Genomic DNA, 17,966 nt, shown 5'->3' with positions numbered 1-17,966 from the left:
CGAAGGCGTTATCCGCAGGGGCGCTCGGCTCAGGGGCCTCTTCGCCGCCAAGCCGGCTCCTCCAACGAATCCGCGCCGCACCGCCTGGTAGGCGGCCTTGAGACAAGCGCTGGGCTCTGCGGCCCTTTCACCGCCAAGCCGGCTCCTACGGATTCAGGCCCTGGGCGGGGGCGGCAGGCTCAGGCGAAAACGCGCGCCGCCCAGGGGCGAGGCTTCCACGGTCAGGGTGCCGTCCTGGGCTTCCAGGGCCCGGCGGCTGATCGCCAGGCCCAGGCCGAAGCCGCCGGTGGCGCGGTCGCGGCTGCGGTCCAGGCGGTAGAACGGCTCGAACACCCGCTCGCGCTCGTCGTCGGGAATGCCGATGCCGTCATCGTCGACCCAGATCTCGCAGCCGTCGTCGCTGACCAGCACCCCCACCTGGATGCGTTTCTCGCAATAACGGGTGGCATTGCGCAGCAGGTTCTGCAAGGCCCGGGCGGTCAGCCGCGGGTCCAGGGTGAAACGTTCCAGGGCACCGTGCAGCAGGACGTCGATGACGATATCCGACTCCAGCTCATCGTCGACACTGCCCAGGATGCTGTCGATGAACTCGTCCAGGGACACCTCGATCTGCTCCGGCAGGCACGCCGGGTTCTGCAGGCGGCTGTAGGACAGCAGCTCCAGTACCAGTTCATCCAGTTCGCGAATGTGCGCCACCAGCCCTTGCAGGCGCTCGCGGCTGGCCGCCGGCAAATCGTCGGAGAGCGCCAGGGCCAGGCCGAAATCCAGCCGGGTCAGGGGCGTGCGCAGTTCGTGGGACACCGCGTTGAGCAGGTCACGCTGCTGGTTCAGGAGTTTTTCGATATCCCCGGCCATGGTGTCGAAGACATTGGCCAGGCTGCCGATGTTGGAACTGGCGGGCAGCTGGGTGCGCTCGCCCAGATGGCCCTTGCCGAAGCGTTCGGCGGTGCGCTTGAGGCGCTCCAGGTCACGCCAGTGCGGGCGCACCCAGAGCAGCAGGCAGGCCAGCAGCACGGCGACGATCAGGACATTGATGCTCCAGTACAGCAGGTTGACGTCCAGCGGGTCCGGCGGCACCACCAGCTTCACCGCCAGTTGCTCATCCAGCGGCGACACCGCCAGGGTGCGCCAGCCCCAATCGCCCAGGCGCACCACTTTCTCGCCGCGTTGCAGGCGCTCGCGCTCGTAATCGCTGAAATCCGGGTCGTCGATGCGCACCAGGGCCACCTGCAGCGGGTGGAACTCCTCGTCCATCTCCTTAACCAGGGTCGGCCACTGCTGCGCCGGCAAGGCGCGGAACTGCTTGACGATCAGGCTCTGCAGGCCCCGGGACTGGTCCAGGTTGTAGTCCAGGAAACGCTCGTGGAAAACCTTGATCACCAGGTCCGGGATCAGGTAGATCGCGGCGCTGAAGGCAATGATGGTGATCAGGTACAGACGGACCAGGATGCGCAGCATGGAATCAGCATTCCCACTCGGAACGGCTGAACAGGTAACCCTTGCCCCACACGGTCTTGATCTTGCGCGCCTCGCCGGCGTGATCGTCGAACTTGCGCCGCAGCTTGGAGATCGCCACGTCCACCGAACGATCGGTGCCGTTGAACTCGATGCCCCGCAGGCGCTGCAGGATCTGGTCGCGGCTCAGCACTTCACCGGCATGCCGGGCCAGCACCACCAGCAGGTTGTACTCGCCGCTGGACAGCTCCACCAACTGCTCGCGCCAGGTCACGGTGCGCTCCGACAGGTCGATGCACAGGTTGCCCATGAGGATCTGGTCGCTGGCGCTCTGCGGCTCGCTGAGGCTGCTACGGCGCAACAGGGTACGGACCCGGGCCAGTAGCACTCGCGGTTCGCAAGGTTTTGTCACATAGTCGTCGGCGCCCATTTCCAGACCCAGCACCTGATCATGGCTATCATCCCGCGCGGTCAGCATCAGGATCGGCAGGGTCGCCGAGTCGGCGCGCAACAGGCGGCAGACTTGCAGGCCATCCAGGCCCGGCAGCATCAGGTCGAGGATCACCAGGTCCGGCGGGCTGGCCTTGGCCCGCTCCCGCACCTGGTCACCACGGCTGATCACGCTGACCTGATAGCCATTGCGTTCCAGGTAGCTGGCGATCAGTTCGGACAGCGCGGTGTCGTCTTCGACAAGAAGAATATTGGGCATGGAGAGCGATCTTTATTGAAGAAATACAGAATACCGGCGTTCTTTATAAGGCACCGGGCAAAACCAGCAAGGCGCCAAGGATATACAACCCTGGCCGCACCGGTGCGCAGGCTTCACACTTTTTCACACAGCACCTACACAGCTTCACAGCGGGCCTTGACCCATGCCCTTAGCATGCCGAGGTCATTATTGGGGTATCAGCATGTCGAATAAACTCTTTGCGCCATTCTGCCTGGTCGTTCTGGCAGCGGCGCTGAGCGCGTGTGGCAAGACCGAAGGCGAGCAGACGCCGCCACCGGCCAAGGTACGGATCGAAACCGTACAGAGCCAGGCCCTGTCCATCACCAGCGAACTGAGCGGGCGCATCGCCGCGCCACGGATCGCCGAAGTCCGCGCCCGGGTAGCCGGGGTGGTGCTGCAACGGACCTTCCGCGAAGGCTCCGACGTCAAGCAGGGCGAGGTCTTGTTCCGCATCGACCCGGCCCCGTTCAAGGCTGACCTGGACAGCGCCCAGGCCAGCCTGCGCAAGGCCGAGGCCACCGCCTTCCAGGCGCAGTTGCAGGAGCAGCGCTATTCCAAGCTGGTCGCCGACCAGGCCATCAGCGGCCAGGAATACGACAATGCCCGGGCTGCGGCACGCCAGGCCAGCGCCGACGTCGCCGCCAACCAGGCCGCGGTGCAGCGGGCCAAGCTCAACCTCGGCTATGCCACCGTCACCGCGCCGATTTCCGGCCGGGTCGGCCGCGCCCTGGTCACCGAAGGCGCCCTGGTGGGCCAGAACGAGACCACGCCGCTGGCGCTGATCCAGCAACTGGACCCGATCCACGCCGACCTGACCCAGTCCACCCGTGAACTCAACGACCTGCGCCGGGCCTTCCGCGCCGGCCAGTTGCAGCAGGTGGGCAAGGACCAGGCCAAGGCGACCCTGATCCAGGACGACGGCAGCCTCTACCCGCTGCCGGGCAAGCTGTTGTTCGCCGATATCAGCGTTGACCCGAGTACCGGGCAGATCATCCTGCGCAGCGAGTTCCCCAACCCGGACCTCGACCTGCTGCCCGGCAGTTTCGTGCGCGTGCGCCTGGAACAGGCGGTCAACCAGCAAGGCATCAGCGTGCCGCAGCGGGCCATCCAGCGCGACAGCGCCGGCATCGCCCAGGTGCTGCTGGTGGATGCGCAAAACAACGTGGTGCAGCACCCGGTGCAACTGGGTGGAGTGCAGAACGATCGCTGGATCGTCACCGAGGGCCTCAAGCCCGGTGACCGGGTGATTGTCGAAGGCCTGCAACACGCCCGCCCCGGCGAGCCGGTGGAAATCGACGCCAGCCCCCTTGCGCACGTCCAGAACCCTGGCCAGTAGGTAGTACACATGCCGCAATTCTTTATTGACCGCCCGGTATTCGCCTGGGTGGTCGCCTTCTTCATCCTGTTGGCCGGCGCCCTGGCGATCCCCCAACTGCCGGTGGCGCAATACCCCACCGTGGCCCCGCCGCAGATCGAGATCTACGCCGCCTACCCGGGCGCCTCGGCGCAGACCCTGGACGAATCGGTGGTCAGCCTGATCGAGCAGGAGCTCAATGGTGCCGACCACCTGCTGTACTTCTCGTCCCAGAGCAGCCTCGGCAGCGCCACCATCACCGCCACCTTCCAGCCGGGTACCAACCCGGAACTGGCCCAGGTGGACGTGCAGAACCGTCTCAAGGCAGTGGAACCGCGCCTGCCCCAGGCGGTGACCCAGCAGGGCCTGCAGGTGGAGAAAGTCTCCGCCGGCTTCCTCTTGCTGATCACCCTGACCTCCAGTGACGGCCGCCTGAACGATGTCGCCCTCAGCGACTACCTGGCGCGCAACGTGATGAACGAGATCCGCCGCCTCGATGGCGTCGGCAAGGCCCAGTTGTACGGTGCCGAGCGGGCCATGCGGATCTGGCTCGACCCGCAGAAACTGATCGGTTTCAACCTGACCCCGGCCGACGTCAACGCCGCGGTGGCGGCGCAGAACGCCCAGGTTCCGGCCGGCAGCATCGGCGACCTGCCCAACCCCGCCAGCCAGGAAATCACCGCGACCATCCTGGTCAAGGGCCAGCTGTCCAGCCCTGAAGAGTTTGCCGATATCGTCCTGCGGGCCAACCCCGACGGCTCCACGGTACGCATCGGCGATGTGGCCCGGGTGGAAGTCGGCAGCCAGGAATACCAGTACGGCACCCGCCTGAACGGCAAGCCGTCCACCGCGGTGGGCGTGCAGTTGTCCCCCGGGGCCAACGCGTTGAATACCGCGACCCTGATCCGCGCCAAGATGGACGAGCTGTCGCGCTATTTCCCGGCCGGCGTGGAATACAAGATCCCCTACGACACCTCGCCCTTCGTCAAGGTCTCGATCACCAAGGTGCTCTACACCCTGGCCGAAGCCATGGTGCTGGTGTTCCTGGTGATGTTCCTGTTCCTGCAGAACATCCGCTACACCCTGATCCCCACCCTGGTGGTGCCCGTGGCCCTGATGGGCACCTTCGCCACCATGCTGGCCCTGGGGTTCTCGATCAACGTGCTGACCATGTTCGGCATGGTGCTGGCCATCGGCATCCTGGTGGACGATGCCATCGTGGTGGTGGAGAACGTCGAGCGGATCATGGCCACCGAAGGCCTGTCGCCCAAGGAAGCCACGCGCAAGGCGATGCAGCAGATCACCGGGGCCATCATCGGCATCACCCTGGTGCTGGTAGCGGTGTTCATCCCCATGGCCTTCATGCCCGGCTCGGTGGGGGTGATCTACCAGCAGTTCTCGCTGTCCATGGCCACCTCGATCCTGTTCTCGGCGTTCCTCGCCCTGACCCTGACCCCGGCCCTGTGCGCCACCCTGCTCAAGCCCATCGCGGCGGGCGAACACCATGAACGCACGGGGTTCTTCGGCTGGTTCAACCGGCGCTTCGAACGCCTGAGCGACAGCTATCAGGGCGGCGTGACCTATGCGCTCAAGCGTACCGGCCGCTACCTGCTGATCTACCTGGCGCTGCTGGCGATCATGGCGCTGCTGTTCAGCCGCCTGCCCTCCTCCTTCCTGCCCGTGGAGGACCAGGGCTACACCATCACCGACATCCAGCTGCCACCTGGTGCCAGCCAGAACCGCACGATCAAGGTGGTGGAGCAGATCGAAGCGCACAACGCCAGCGAACCGGGAGTCGGCGACAGCACCATCATTCTCGGCTTCAGCTTCTCGGGTAACGGGCAGAACGCCGCGCTGGCCTTCACCACGCTCAAGGACTGGTCGCAACGGGGCAGCGAGGATTCGGCGATGTCCATCGCCGACCGCGCCAACGCCGCCCTCGGCGCGATCAAGGATGCCGTGGTGTACGCCGTGCTGCCGCCGCCGATCGATGGCCTGGGCACCTCCAGCGGCTTTGAGTTCCGCCTGCAGGACCGTGGCGGCGTCGGCCACGCGGCCCTGATGCAGGCTCGGGACGAGCTGCTCAAGGCCACGGAAAAGAGCCCGATCCTGGCCAACGTCCGGGAAAGTGCCCTGGCCGAAGCGCCGCAGGTGCAACTGGAGGTCGACCGCAAGCAGGCCAACGCCCTGGGCGTGTCCTTTGCCGATATCGGCAGCCTGCTATCCACCGCCCTGGGGTCGTCCTACGTCAACGACTTCCCCAACCAGGGGCGGATGCAGCGGGTGGTGATCCAGGCCGAAGGCGACCAGCGCAGCCAGGTCGAAGACTTGCTGCGCCTGAACGTGCGCAACAGCGCCGGCAAGATGGTGCCGCTGTCGGCCTTCGTCCGCGCCAGCTGGAGCCTGGGCCCTGCGCAACTGACCCGCTACAACGGCTACCCGGCCATTGCCGTCTCCGGCGAGCCGGCCCCTGGCCACAGTACCGGTGAAGCCATGCAGGAAATCGAACGGCTGGTGGCGCAGTTGCCCACCGGGCTGGGCCTGGAATGGACCGGCCTGTCACTCCAGGAACGGCTGTCCGGCAGCCAGGCGCCGATGCTGCTGGGCCTGTCGCTGCTGATCGTGTTCCTGTGCCTGGCGGCGCTCTACGAGAGCTGGTCGATTCCCACCTCGGTGCTGCTGGTGGTGCCCCTGGGGGTACTGGGCGCAGTGCTGGCGGTGAGCCTGCGCGGCATGCCCAACGACGTGTTCTTCAAGGTCGGCCTGATCACCATCATCGGCCTGTCAGCGAAGAACGCGATCCTGATCATCGAGTTCGCCAAGAGCCTGTACGACGAAGGCCATGATCTGATCGATGCCACGGTGCAGGCTGCACGCCTGCGCCTGCGCCCCATCGTCATGACCTCGCTGGCGTTCATCCTCGGCGTGGTGCCCCTGGCCATCGCCACCGGCGCCAGCTCCGCCAGCCAGCAGGCGATCGGTACCGGGGTGATCGGCGGCATGATCACCGCGACCCTGGCAGTGATCTTCGTGCCGGTGTTCTTCGTGGTGGTGATGAAACTGGTGAAACGCGGTTCGTCCAAGGACTGACATCGCTGCATGGGGTCCCGGTTCCGGGGCCCCTTCTTCTCTTGCCCCCCTCTTCTCGTCTCAGGCCGCCATGGCCGGGCATACCCGTGCCTGTGGGCAATCCAGGGCGAAAGGCCCGGGAAAGGCCGCAGCGGATTTGCCCGGTGGATTGCCCGCCAGCAGCGCCGGAGCCTTGGCCGCCTGGCTGTGATGGGCGATCTGGTGATTGCATTCGATGGCCCGCGCCAATGCTCCGGCCGAGCCCTGGCCCAGCCCCAGCAGGCTGGTGCCATTGGTGAAGAACGCGAGGAAGGCGGTGATCATCAGACGGCGCCCTTTCATGGCCGTCTCCCCGCTTCGGCATGGAGTACCGGGCCCTGGCCGCTTGCCGCGCCGGAATCAATCAACGCAGCGCTCGGCAGGCCCGCAGCCAGGCTGGCCCAGAGCATCAGAAGCAGATAAAGCCCCAGCGCCAGGTAGGCGCCGTGCTTGGCGGAACTGAGGATCGAACGGGCCATGGTGATCTCCTGAGGCGTTTTCGTGCCCAGAGGATCTATCAATCAAACGCCAGTAAAAAGACGTTTATATCCATAGCCATCATCAATTTTCTTGATGCTTTAAACCGGCGTCTCAGTCCTGCAACAGGCTGGTCAGACGCTCGCGGGAAGTCTCCGGCTCGCCTTCGACAGGCTGGGCAGAGGACAGGATGGGGGTGGAGTAGAGCAACAGCAGAACCACGGTCAGACGCATCACCATGCTATCGATCCTTGCTCGGGAAAGAGTCAATAATTCAGCGTCAAATTTAAACACATGGCTATATGACACTACCAAGCAAAATTTGCCTGGCGGGAAGAATAAGTCGCAAACAGGTGATGCAGGAGCGACATCACTGCTTCAGTGACTTCGCTCCTGCATACCTTGGGTTTGCTGCTTGCGGGGTGATCCAGAGCGCTCATTGCTGGGCTTTGTGATCCAGGGCGGCGTAGAAGTTGGCGCTTTGTTGCAGGTACTTCTGGGTGTAGGTGTTGGTGCTGGATTTCTTCTGGCTGATTTCCACGCTGGCGCTGGCAGGCAGTGCCACGGTGGCGGAAATGGCGGAGGCTGCGATCACGGAGAAGAGATTGAAGTTCATCGGTATAACCCTCGTATTCAGTTGGCTTGCTTGCCCGTGTGGGCCGTGAAGCAAACTTACTCCCGAGGGTTGGCGGGAAAAAATTCTTTGCGGCAGTAGCCATTATCAGCGTCGTTAATAGAAGGAGTCAGGCCCCGGACGCCGGGGCCTGCGGTCTATTGACGCACCAGGAATTTGATATCGCTGGGGGAATCGAACGGCAGTTTCTGCACGGTCTTGCCCAGGAAACCGGTCTTGGCGTCGCGCTCGATCACCACGATCTCGTTGCTTTTCTGGTTGCCGATCAGCACATAGCGGTTGCTCGGGTCGAGGCTGAACTCCCGTGGGTGATCGCCTTCCACCGAACGCCGCTGGATTTCCTTGAGCTGGCCATTGGCCGGGTCGATGGCAAACACCAGCAACTGGTTGGCGGTGCCCCGGTTGCTGACATACAGGTACTGGCCGTCCTTGGAAGCGTGCAAAGCCGCGGCGGCCTTTTTCTCCTTGGAGCCGTTGGCCGCCAGGTCGAGCATCTGACGCTGAGTCAGCTTGCCGTCCTGGTAGTCGAACACCGCCAGTTGAGCGCTCATTTCCATGGTCAGGTAGGCATGCTTGCCATCGGCGCTGAACAGCAGGTGCCGCGGGCCGCTGCCCGGCGGCAGCTGGACGAAGGCCTGGTCGGCCGGGCTCAGCGGGTGTTCCGCATTGGCCTTGGGGTCATAGCGATAGACGAAGATCTTGTCCGCACCCAGGTCGTTGGCGAACAGGAACTTGCCGTCCGGGGACGGCACCGACGAATGCACGTGGGCCGATTGCTGGCGCTCGGGGTCGACCCGGCTGGCCGGATGACTGGTGAGCTGCACCACCGGCGACAGATGACCGTCATCGCTGACCGGCACCACCGCCAGGCTGCCGCCCGGATCCACATCCACCGAATAGTTGCTGACGAACAGGTAGTTGCCGTCGGCACTCAGGCTGGAATGGGTGGGCTCGTTACCCTGGCTCTGCACCTGGTTGATCAGGCTCAGTTGATGGGTTTTCGGCGCCAGGCTGTAGCTGCTGACACGACCGATGGGGTCGGCCTGCCCCGGGCTGTTCTCATTCACCGCGAAGACGAACTTGAGGTCCTTGGACAAGGTCAGCCAGGACGGGTTGGAGCTCTTCACCACCTGCAGCGGCTTGGGGTCGATCTGCCCGGTGCGCTCATTGAATTGCAGGCGGTACAGACCTTGGCTCTGGCCCTGGGTATAGGACCCCACCAGCAGCTCATGGGTTTCGGTGGCCGGCGCGGCCTGGACCGCCATGGCACCGACACTGCCGGCCATCAGCAGGGGCCAGAAATTACGCATCTTCATGTTCACCTTCCTCTTCGTCGCGGGCACTGAACGCGCTCATGCACACCAGGCGGTGCTCACCGGAGTCGCCTGCCAGGGTCCAGCTCTGCAAGTCCTGGTCGAAGGTCGCGGCCTGGACCTGGGCCAGGGTAAAGCTCCAGCGCTTGGCCGCGCGGCCGTCCATGCACTCGATCAGCAGGCGCTGCTCGTCGAGGGTGAAATCGAAAGCGTGCAGGCCGTCGATTTCCAGCATGTCGCAGGCTTCAAGGGCGCAGATCAAGGTGTCGGTAGCAGCGGTCATAGCGATCAGTCATCAGATGGAAAGGCGCAATGATAGCTGATTGGCGCTGCCGGGTTGGGCCAGCATTGCGCCGCGCAAGCGACTGCCCCGGACACATCCTCCGACAGGCACTGCCGGGGCCGCCCGGTTCTTCAGCACCACCTGCTTTCCCCTCGGAACACCAGGCATGAAAAAGCCGCACCCGAGGGTGCGGCTGAGTACTCATGCAACGGGATCAGTGGGCGAACAGCGAGTTGCCCTTCTGCCCCGCCAGCTTCTCCGGCTTGATCAGGAACCGCGCCAGGGCCGGCAGCAGCCACAGGGCACCGAACATGTTCCACAGCAGCATGAAGGTCAGCATCAGGCCCATGTCGGCCTGGAACTTGATGGCCGAGAAGATCCAGGTGCACACGCCGATGGCCAGGCACAGGCCGGTGAACAGCACGGCCTTGCCGGTGGAGCGCAGGGTCTGGTAGTAGGCCTCCTGCAGCGGCAGGCCGGCCCGCAGGAAGCTCTCCAGGCGGCTGTAGATATAGATGCCGTAGTCCACGCCGATGCCCACCCCCAGCGCCACCACCGGCAGGGTCGCCACCTTGACCCCGATGCCCATGAAGGCCATCAGCGCGTTGCCCAGCACCGACGTCAGCACCAGTGGCAGGACAATGCACAGGGTCGCCGCCCAGGAGCGGAAGGTGATCATGCACATGCCGGCCACGCAGATGTAGACCAGGATCAGGATGGTCAGCTCGGACTCCTTGATCACCTCGTTGGTCGCGGCCTCGATCCCGGCGTTGCCGGCAGCGAGAATGAACTCCAGGCCGTCCTTGTTGTGCTGCGTGGCGAACTCCTGCACCGCATGCACCGCGCGATCCAGGGTCGCGGCCTTGTGGTCGTTGAGGAACACCAGCACCGGCGCCAGGGAGCAGTTGTTGTTGTACAGGCCGTCGGCCCGGGCAATGGAGTTGTTCAGTACGTCAGGGTTGCGCGACAGGGTTTCCCACTTCAGGTTGCCCTCGTTCATGCCCTTGATCATCTGCTTGGAGACGGTCACCAGGGAAATCGCCGACTGCACGCCCTCGGTGTTCTGCATCTTCCACATCAACTCGTCGATCGGCGCCATGGCCTCATAGCGCGAGCAGCCTTCGGCCGCGGTCTTGACCATCACCACCAGCACGTCGGAACTGGTGGAGTAGTTGCTGATGATGAAGTTGTTGTCCTTGTTGTAGCGCGAGTCGGGACGCAGCTCCGGCGCGCCCTGGTCGAGGTCGCCGATCTTCAGGTTCTGGCTGTACCAGAGGCCGCCGGCAAAGGCCACCAGGGCCAGGGCGATGGAAATCGGCGCGACTTTGGGGCTGGCAAAGTTAGACAGCAGGCGCCAGAACGGATGCTCGCGGGAAGCGTCCTTCTTGCTGCGCTCGATGGCGCGCTTGCTGATGCCGACGTAGGAAATCGCCACCGGCAGCAGAATCAGGTTGGTGAACACGATCACCGCCACACCGATGGAGGCACCGATGGCCAGCTCGCGGATCACCCCGATATCGATGATCAGCAAGGTGATGAAGCCCACGGCGTCGGCGAGGATCGCGATCATCCCCGGCAGGAACAGCTGGCGGAAGGTGCGCCGCGCCGCGGTCAGGGCATTGTCGGCATCACTGGACTGCAAGGCGATGCCGTTGATCTTCTGCACCCCGTGGGAAATGCCGATGGCGAAGATCAGGAACGGCACCAGCATCGAATACGGGTCCAGGCCGAAGCCGAAGGCGTGCATCAGGCCCAGTTGCCAGACCACCGCCACCAGGGTGGTGATCAATACCGCGATGGTGCTGCGGATGCACCAGGTGAACCAGTACAGCAGCACCAGGGTGATGATGAAGGCCACGCCGAAGAACATCACCACCATGATCAGGCCGTCGATCAGGTCGCCGACCTTCTTGGCGAAGCCGACGATGTGGATCTTCACATTGGGGTTCTGCGCCTCGAACTTGTCGCGGATCTTCTCTTCCAGCTGGTGGGAGAATTTCTGGTAGTCCAGGGCCAGCAGCTTGCCCTGGTCCTGCGGGTCCGGGTAGGACTCCAGCAGCGGGATATCGACGATGCTGGACTTGAAGTCGTTGGCCACCAGGCGCCCGACCTGGCCGGACTTGAGCACGTTGTTGCGCAACTGTTCGAGGCTGTCGGCCGAACCGTTGTAGCTCTGGGGAATCACCTCGCCGCCGGCGAAGCCCTCTTCGGTCACTTCGGTCCAGCGCACGCTGGGGCTCCACAGCGACTTGAGCCCGGAGCGATCGACGCCGGAGATGTAGAACACCTCGTCGTTGATCTGCCGCAGGGTTTCCATGTAGTCCTTGGTGAAGATGTCGCCGTCGCGGGCCTCCACCGAGATGCGCACGGTGTTGCCCAGGTTCGCCAGGTCGTTGCGGTGCTCCATCATCCGCTCGATGAACGGGTGCTTGAGCGGGATCATCTTCTCGAAGCTGGTGGACGGCCGGATCAGGGTCGCCTGCCAGAACAGGAAAGCGCTGACCAGCAAGCAGATGAAGATCACTGCCGGGCGGTTATTGAAAATCAGGCGCTCAAGAAAGTTCGCCTTGTCCTGGTGATGACTGCTCATGGAATTCCCCACCTTCTTATTATGTGCCCGGCTTATTGGCCGAGTTCAGCGCCCGTTGCTGCAGAAACCCGTACACCGCCCTGCCCGGCCAGGATCAGGTCGCCGTTGCCGGCAGCGGTGACCGCCGACAGCGAGATGCGGTCCGCACGGTTGAATACGCTGAAGGTCTGGCCGTGGTCGGTGCTGCGGATCACGCTGCCGCCGTTGCCGACGATCACCAGCGTGCCATCGTCCAGCAGGGTCGCCCCCGACAGGCCGAACTCCAGGGCGCCACGGGCGGCGTTCAACTCCACCTGTTCCCAGGTGCTGCCGAAATCCGTGGAGCGGTAGAGATTGCCGCGCAGGCCATAGACCAGCAGAGTGGCCGGCTGGCCGGTGCCGATCACGCCGAACAACGAGCCTTCATAAGGGCCTTCGAGGCGCTCCCAGGTCTGCCCGTCATCGGCGGAGCGGAACATGCTGCCCTGCTCGCCGACAATGAACAGCCCGGAATCCTTGACCTGGGCAATGGCGTTGAGGTGGAACTGGTCCTCGTTGTCGAGGCGGTCGCTGACGTCCTCCCAATGCTGGCCGCCATCGCTGGTTTCCAGCAGGGCCCCGTAGGCGCCCACGGCGTAGCCGGTCTGGGTGTCCTTGAACCATACATCGAGCAAGGGTGCCTCGCGCTTGAGGTCCTGGAACTGCCGGGTCCAGGTGGCACCGCCGTCGCTGCTGGCCAGGACCTGGGCATCGTGGCCCACCGCCCAGCCGCGCTTATCATCGACGAAGTACACCGCCGTCAGCAGTTGCCGGGTCGGCACCTTGGCCTGGACCCAGGTCTGGCCCTGGTCGTCGGAATAGAGAATGTGCCCGCGATCGCCCACCGCCACCAGGCGCTTGCCGGCGTGGACCACATCGAGCATCAGGCTTTTCGCCGCCTTGGGCGATTCGATGGAATAGACAGAATCCGCTGCAGTGGCAGCGGCCAGGACTGGCGTCGACAGCGTCACGACGCCCAACAGCGAGAGCGCTGTAGCCAACAGTGCGAACGTGCGCAGCGCCGGCGGGCGGCCAACAACCACACCCATGACAGGCTCACTCATAGACCATTCCCCCATTATTATTGTCAGGTCATTCAACCTCTCAGGGCGCCTTGAGGGGGCTGCGCAGGCCTGGGCGATCATGACGATCGTCCTGGAAACTGCAATCTAGAGCCCCTTCGGCTGCGGGCTATCCTATCGGGCTTTGGAAAGGTCTGACAATCGACGCCACGTTATCTTTTGTTAACCATCAGCCCCTGCCGAAACCCTGCATGATCGGCCATTCGCAAGACTGATGGATGTGTCTAGGCCGCGTCTGCGCGACAGTGGGACAAAGCCTGATCCAGGACAGGGGCCGACACTCCCCGGCCGGGGCTATGATGAGCCGGACAGACTTCAGGACAGAGCCATGATTGCCATACGCGAGGCGTGGAAAGCCGGATTGCTGGGACGTGCGCACTGGGGCCGCAACCTGGTGTCCGGGGTGATTGTCGCAGTGGTGGCGCTGCCCCTGGCCATGGCCTTCGCCATCGCCTCCGGGGTCAAGCCCGAACAGGGCATCTACACCGCCATCGTCGGCGGCCTGCTGGTGTCGCTGTTCGGCGGCAGCCGGGTGCAGATCGCCGGGCCCACCGGGGCCTTTATCGTGATCCTTGCCGGGGTCACCGCCCAATACGGGGTCGGCGGCCTGCAACTGGCGACCCTGATGGCCGGGTTGATCCTGTTCCTGCTGGGCATCAGCCGCCTGGGCGCCCTGATCAAGTTCATCCCGGACCCGGTGATCCTGGGCTTCACCGCCGGTATCGGGGTAATCATCTGGGTCAGCCAGTGGAAGGATTTCTTCGGCCTGCCCGCGGTCGGCGGCGAGCACTTTCATCAGAAACTCTGGCACCTGCTGCAAGCCCTGCCCCAACTGCACCTGACCACCACCCTGCTGGCCCTGCTGAGCCTGGCGCTGCTGCTATGGGTGCCGCGCATCCCCCAGCTCAAGCGTTTGCCGGCCCCCCTGCTGGCCATGACCCTGGCCACGGCCTTGCAGTCGCTGTTCCAGTTCCAGGGCGTGGCCACCATTGGCAGTGCCTTCGGTGGCATTCCCCAGGGCTTGCCGGCGTTGCAGTTTCCAGAGGTCAGCCTGCCGCAGGTCCTGGACCTGATCGGCCCGGCCTTCGCCATCGCCATGCTCGGGGCCATCGAATCGCTGCTGTCGGCGGTGGTGGCCGATGGCATGGCTGGCACCCGCCATGACTCCAACCAGGAACTGATGGGCCAGGGCATCGCCAACCTGGTCACCCCGCTGTTCGGCGGTTTCGCCGCCACCGGCGCCATTGCCCGTACCGCCACCAATATCCGCAACGGCGGCAGCAGCCCGCTGGCGGGTATCGTCCATGCCCTGGTGCTGCTGCTGATCATCCTGTTCCTGGCGCCGCTGGCAGCGAACATTCCGCTGTGCGCCCTGGCGGCGATCCTGTTCGTGGTGGCCTACAACATGAGCGAGCTGCACCACTTCAAGCGCATGCTGCAACGGGCCCCCCGGGCCGATGTGGCGATCCTGCTGTGCACCTTTGTGCTGACCGTGTTCAGCGACCTGGTGATCGCGGTGAACATCGGCGTGGTCCTGGCCATGCTGCATTTTCTGCGGCGCATGGCCTCCTCGGTGGAAGTGCAACAAGTGGTGGAACAGGATCTGCAGCAGGAACTGCACCGCAGTGGCCAGCAGCACCTGCCACCGGGCGTACTGATCTACACCATCGAAGGGCCGTTGTTCTTTGGCGCCGCGGAGACCTTCGAACGGGCCCTGGCCCAGACCCACAGCGACCCGCAGGTGCTGATCATCCGCCTCAAGCATGTGCCGTTCATGGACATTACCGGGCTGCAGACCCTGGAAGAAGTGATAGGCCAGCTGCACAAGCGCGCGATTGTGGTGAAGCTGTGCGAAGCCAACCTCAAGGTGCACGGCAAGCTGGAGCGGGTCGGCATCCTGCACGCCATCGGCGCGCAGAACTATCACCGCGACTTGAGCGAAGCGCTACAGAGCCAAATCCCCCCTGCCTCCCCACCACCACCGCTCGCGTAGGAGCTGGCTTGCCAGCGAAGGCGATGCCGAGGGCGGTACAAGGCTTGAGGGCCTCTTCGTCGGCAAGCCGGCTCCTACGGAGGGGGTATGCGGTGGCTTGGGTCCGTAGGAGCTGGCTTGCCAGCGAAGGCGATGCCGAGGGCGGTACAAGGCTTGAGGGCCTCTTCGCCGGCAAGCCGGCTCCTACGGGGGGATATGCGGTGGCTTGGGTCCGTAGGAGCTGGCTTGCCAGCGAAGGCGATGCCGGGGGCGATACAAGCCTCAGGCGAGGCTTTTGCTCACCACCTCGAACACATCGCTGGACAGCTCGCCGGAGGCACGGATGCGCTCCAGTTCGCCTTTCATCAGTGCCTGGCGGGCACTGTCGTATTTGCGCCAGCGGGTCAGCGGCGCCAGTTGCCGCGAGGCAATCTGCGGGTTGAAGCCGTTGAGCTGGATCACCAGGTCCGCCAGGAAGCGATAGCCCGAACCATCGGCGGCGTGGAAGTTGATCAGGTTCTGCCCGGCAAACGCCCCCACCAGCGCCCGCACCTTGTTCGGGTTCTTGATGTTGAACGCCGGGTGCTGCATCAGTGCCTTGACCCGCTCCAGGCCACCGGGCAACGGGCTGCCGGCCTGCACGCTGAACCACTGGTCCATGACCAGGGCGTTGTCCTTGAAGTTCTCGGCGAATACTTCTAGGGCCTTGGCCTTCTCGGCCTCGAACGGCGAGTTGACCAGCACTGCCAGGGCGGTCAGGCGCTCGGTCATGTTGTCGGCGCTGTCGAACTGTTCGATGGCCGCAGCCAGCACCTCGGGCTTGTGGGTCAGCATCAGGTACGACAGGGCGATGTTCTGCAGCGCGCGACGGGCAAAATGCTCGGACTCGGCCACATAGGCGGTGGCCTTGGACACCTGCCGATTGGCCTGATAGCGCTTCCACAGGGCATCGAACAGACTGTCAGCCAGTTGCTGACGGGCAAACTCGCGAGCCGCGTGGATCGCCTCGACATCCGCCACTTCGCTGATCTCGGTGAGGTAAGCCTCGCCCGGCAGGGACAGCATTTCGGCGACCATGGCCTGATCCAGGCTGTCATCGGCGAGCACAGTGCCCAGGGCAGCCACCAGACGTTCGTCCATCACCAGCGCCCGGCCCTGTTGGTGCTGGGCGATCAGTTCCTGCAACACCTGCACCGACAATTGCTGGCCGGCGTCCCAGCGGTTGAAACCGTCGCTGTCGTGCTGCATGAGGAACATCAGCTGGTCACGGTTGTAGGGGAAGCTCAGCTTCACCGGAGCCGAGAAACCCCGCAGCAGCGAGGGCAGCGGCTGTTCGGCGATTTCGACGAAGGTAAAGGTCTGCTCGGCCTCGGTCACCGACAACACGCGGGACGAGCCCTGGGCGGCGGCTTCACCCGCCAGGCGCAAGGCCATGTCGGCACCGGTGCTATCGAGCAGGCCCAGGGCCACCGGAATCACGAACGGCAGTTTCTCGACCTTGTCCGGGGTTTGCGGGCAGCTCTGGCGGAAGGTCAGGCTGTAGGTTTTCGCCGCTGCGTCGTAGGACTCGCTGACCGCCAGCCGTGGCGTACCGGCCTGGCTGTACCAGCGCTTGAACTGGGTCAGATCGACGCCGTTGGCGTCTTCCATGGCCTTGACGAAGTCGTCGCAGGTCACGGCCTGGCCGTCATGGCGTTCGAAGTACAGGTCGCTGCCCTTGCGGAAGCCTTCGGCGCCGAGCAAGGTGTGGATCATGCCGACAACTTCCGAACCCTTTTCGTACACGGTCAGGGTGTAGAAGTTGGAGATCTCGATAAAGCTTTCCGGACGCACGGCGTGGGCCATGGGGCCGGCGTCTTCGGCGAACTGGTGGGTCCGCAGGTACGCCACGTCCTGGATGCGCTTGACCGTGGCCGAGTTCATGTCCGCGGAGAAACCGGCGTCGCGGAACACTGTGAAACCTTCCTTGAGCGACAGCTGGAACCAGTCGCGGCAGGTCACCCGGTTGCCCGACCAGTTATGGAAGTATTCGTGGGCAACGATGGCCTCGACCCGCTGGTGCGCGGCGTCGGTGGCGGTTTCGGCACGGGCCAGCACGGCGCTGGAGTTGAAGATGTTCAGGCCCTTGTTTTCCATGGCGCCCATGTTGAAGTCGTTGACCGCGACGATCATGAAGATGTCCAGGTCGTACTCGCGGCCATAGGTCTCTTCGTCCCAGCGCATGGACTTCTTGAGGCTGTTCATCGCGTGCTGGCACTTGTCGATGTTTTCCGGCTCGACATAGATGCGCAGCGCTACGTCGCGACCGCTCTGGGTGCGGAAGCTGTCTTCCACGCACCACAGGTCTCCGGCCACCAGGGCGAACAGGTAGGCCGGTTTCATGAACGGGTCTTCCCAGGTCGCCCAGTGCCGGCCGTCTTCTCCCGGGCCGCTGGCGATCGGGTTGCCGTTGGACAGCAGCACCGGGTAGCTGTGCTGCTCGGCGACCACGGTGGTGGTGAACTTGCTCATCACGTCCGGGCGGTCGAGGTAATAGGTGATCTTGCGAAAGCCCTCGGCCTCGCACTGGGTGCAGAACATGCCACTGGACTTGTACAGGCCTTCCAGGGCGGTGTTGCTTTCCGGGTGGATCTTCACGCTGGTGTCCAGGGTGAAGCTGGCGCTGGTCGGGTGCAGGGTCAGGTGGCTGTCGTCCAGCTGGTAGTCGTCAACACTCAGCGGCTGATCGGCGAGGCTCACCGACAGCAGTTCCAGTTGCTGGCCGTCCAGCACCAGGGGCGGCAGGCCGGCGCCCCGGGCCGGGTTGCGACGCATCACCAGCTGCGCATGGACCAGGCTGTGGTCCTCGAACAACTCGAAGGTCAGGTGGGTCTCGTCGATCAGGTACTCGGGGGCCTGATAGTCCTTCAGGTAGATCATCTTCGGTTGGTCGGTGCGCATGGCGAATTCC

The 17,966-nt window shown here is 64.2% G+C and carries 14 protein-coding genes; 3 read left to right on the top strand and 11 right to left on the bottom strand.

Annotated features, from left to right (window positions below):
* Nucleotides 1-153 precede the first annotated feature (153 nt).
* Both ACUXVH_RS15640 and ACUXVH_RS15635 read right to left on the bottom strand, forming a co-directional pair.
* Nucleotides 154-1,458: an ATP-binding protein gene (locus tag ACUXVH_RS15640; RefSeq protein WP_011061551.1), complete on the bottom strand. Its 1,305-nt coding sequence runs from the start codon at nt 1,456-1,458 to the stop codon at nt 154-156.
* 4 nt (nt 1,459-1,462) lie between these two features.
* The gene (locus tag ACUXVH_RS15635; protein WP_011061552.1) at nt 1,463-2,164 is read right to left on the bottom strand and encodes a response regulator transcription factor; all 702 of its coding nucleotides are present in this window, start codon (nt 2,162-2,164) and stop codon (nt 1,463-1,465) included.
* Nucleotides 2,165-2,366: 202 nt separating this feature from the next.
* Here ACUXVH_RS15635 and ACUXVH_RS15630 point away from each other — a divergent pair, with 202 nt between their 5' ends.
* Both ACUXVH_RS15630 and ACUXVH_RS15625 read left to right on the top strand, forming a co-directional pair.
* Complete coding sequence (locus ACUXVH_RS15630) at nt 2,367-3,521, top strand: efflux RND transporter periplasmic adaptor subunit (RefSeq protein WP_011061553.1); 1,155 nt, start codon at nt 2,367-2,369, stop codon at nt 3,519-3,521.
* Nucleotides 3,522-3,530: 9 nt separating this feature from the next.
* On the top strand, nt 3,531-6,629 hold the full coding sequence (locus ACUXVH_RS15625) for an efflux RND transporter permease subunit (protein WP_019095826.1): 3,099 nt from the start codon (nt 3,531-3,533) through the stop codon (nt 6,627-6,629).
* Between the two features lie 60 nt (nt 6,630-6,689).
* Here ACUXVH_RS15625 and ACUXVH_RS15620 read toward each other — a convergent pair whose 3' ends face one another.
* From ACUXVH_RS15620 to ACUXVH_RS15585, 8 genes are all read right to left on the bottom strand, one after another.
* Nucleotides 6,690-6,950 (bottom strand): hypothetical protein, encoded by a 261-nt coding sequence (locus ACUXVH_RS15620; RefSeq protein WP_041118453.1) that lies wholly within the window; start codon nt 6,948-6,950, stop codon nt 6,690-6,692.
* Nucleotides 6,947-7,126, bottom strand: a complete 180-nt coding sequence (locus ACUXVH_RS15615) for a hypothetical protein (RefSeq protein WP_041118455.1) — start codon at nt 7,124-7,126, stop codon at nt 6,947-6,949. Before ACUXVH_RS15615 ends, ACUXVH_RS15620 begins: the two co-directional genes overlap by 4 nt.
* Before the next feature lie 112 nt (nt 7,127-7,238).
* A complete protein-coding gene (locus ACUXVH_RS15610; RefSeq protein WP_015635802.1) occupies nt 7,239-7,364 on the bottom strand; it encodes a hypothetical protein in 126 nt (41 codons plus the stop codon).
* A 196-nt stretch (nt 7,365-7,560) separates the two neighbouring features.
* On the bottom strand, nt 7,561-7,740 hold the full coding sequence (locus ACUXVH_RS15605) for a hypothetical protein (RefSeq protein WP_015635803.1): 180 nt from the start codon (nt 7,738-7,740) through the stop codon (nt 7,561-7,563).
* A gap of 155 nt (nt 7,741-7,895) precedes the next feature.
* Nucleotides 7,896-9,074: a lactonase family protein gene (locus tag ACUXVH_RS15600; protein WP_065364169.1), complete on the bottom strand. Its 1,179-nt coding sequence runs from the start codon at nt 9,072-9,074 to the stop codon at nt 7,896-7,898.
* The gene (locus ACUXVH_RS15595) at nt 9,061-9,354 is read right to left on the bottom strand and encodes a DUF5629 family protein (protein WP_011061560.1); all 294 of its coding nucleotides are present in this window, start codon (nt 9,352-9,354) and stop codon (nt 9,061-9,063) included. The genes ACUXVH_RS15600 and ACUXVH_RS15595 overlap by 14 nt, the downstream gene beginning before the upstream one ends.
* Nucleotides 9,355-9,568: 214 nt before the next feature.
* Complete coding sequence (locus tag ACUXVH_RS15590) at nt 9,569-11,944, bottom strand: efflux RND transporter permease subunit (RefSeq protein WP_011061561.1); 2,376 nt, start codon at nt 11,942-11,944, stop codon at nt 9,569-9,571.
* A 32-nt stretch (nt 11,945-11,976) separates the two neighbouring features.
* Nucleotides 11,977-13,026 carry a WD40/YVTN/BNR-like repeat-containing protein gene (locus ACUXVH_RS15585; RefSeq protein ID WP_065364170.1) on the bottom strand — a complete coding sequence of 350 codons (1,050 nt, stop codon included), beginning with the start codon at nt 13,024-13,026 and terminating at the stop codon, nt 11,977-11,979.
* Nucleotides 13,027-13,372: 346 nt separating this feature from the next.
* Here ACUXVH_RS15585 and ACUXVH_RS15580 point away from each other — a divergent pair, with 346 nt between their 5' ends.
* Complete coding sequence (locus tag ACUXVH_RS15580) at nt 13,373-15,037, top strand: SulP family inorganic anion transporter (RefSeq protein ID WP_065364171.1); 1,665 nt, start codon at nt 13,373-13,375, stop codon at nt 15,035-15,037.
* Nucleotides 15,038-15,298: 261 nt separating this feature from the next.
* On the opposite strand, the gene pepN is transcribed toward ACUXVH_RS15580, so the two are convergent.
* On the bottom strand, nt 15,299-17,956 hold the full coding sequence (gene pepN, locus ACUXVH_RS15575; protein WP_065364172.1) for an aminopeptidase N: 2,658 nt from the start codon (nt 17,954-17,956) through the stop codon (nt 15,299-15,301).
* Nucleotides 17,957-17,966: the final 10 nt, after the last annotated feature.

It is taken from the genome of Pseudomonas sp. 8(2025), assembly GCF_052665325.1.
Note: the sequence above shows the minus strand (reverse complement) of the source record. Positions and strands in the feature narration are given on the sequence as shown.